The organism is Acidovorax sp. HMWF018 (assembly GCF_003061035.1).
Classification (GTDB): Bacteria; Pseudomonadota; Gammaproteobacteria; order Burkholderiales; family Burkholderiaceae_C; genus Acidovorax; species Acidovorax delafieldii.
Window position 1 is genome coordinate 586 of sequence record NZ_QAIM01000385.1, and the last position, 502, is coordinate 1,087.

General features: G+C 66.7%; 1 pseudogene. It reads right to left on the minus strand.

The features are described from left to right. Positions 1-173 precede the first annotated feature (173 nt). Positions 174-502 (minus strand): annotated as a pseudogene (locus DBR23_RS30745) (sorbosone dehydrogenase family protein); the annotation flags it as partial.

Sequence of the window (502 nt, forward strand, 5' to 3'; positions counted from 1 at the left end):
CAGCCAATGCGGTCAGAGCGGTGGCGTTCAAGGTGCAGGCGGCGTGCGGCTGAGGTCATGGGCGGGTTGTGGTGTGAGGTGAGAGTTCCTGCAGGGTAGGTGCCAATGGGGCACCCCGTCAAATCAACCGCTCGCTCAGTTGCATGAAGTACGGCCCAACAGTCATGCGCAGCTCAGGGACCGGGGGTACCCGTCACACGCCACACGGTGTTGCCCACATCGTCGGCCACCAGCAGCGCACCGCGCGGGTCCACGGCCACGCCCACCGGGCGGCCCCAGGCCTTGCCGTCCGGGCTGACGAAGCCCGTGAGCACATCAACCGGCAGCCCCACAGGCTGGCCGTTGGCAAATGGCACAAATACCACCTTGTAGCCGCTGCGGGGCTTGCGGTTCCACGAGCCATGTTCACCCACATAAGCGCCGCTCGCCAGCGCTGGCACCAGCGCCGGGCTGGTGGCAAACGCCATGCCCAGCGGGGCGACATGCGAGCCCAATGCATAGT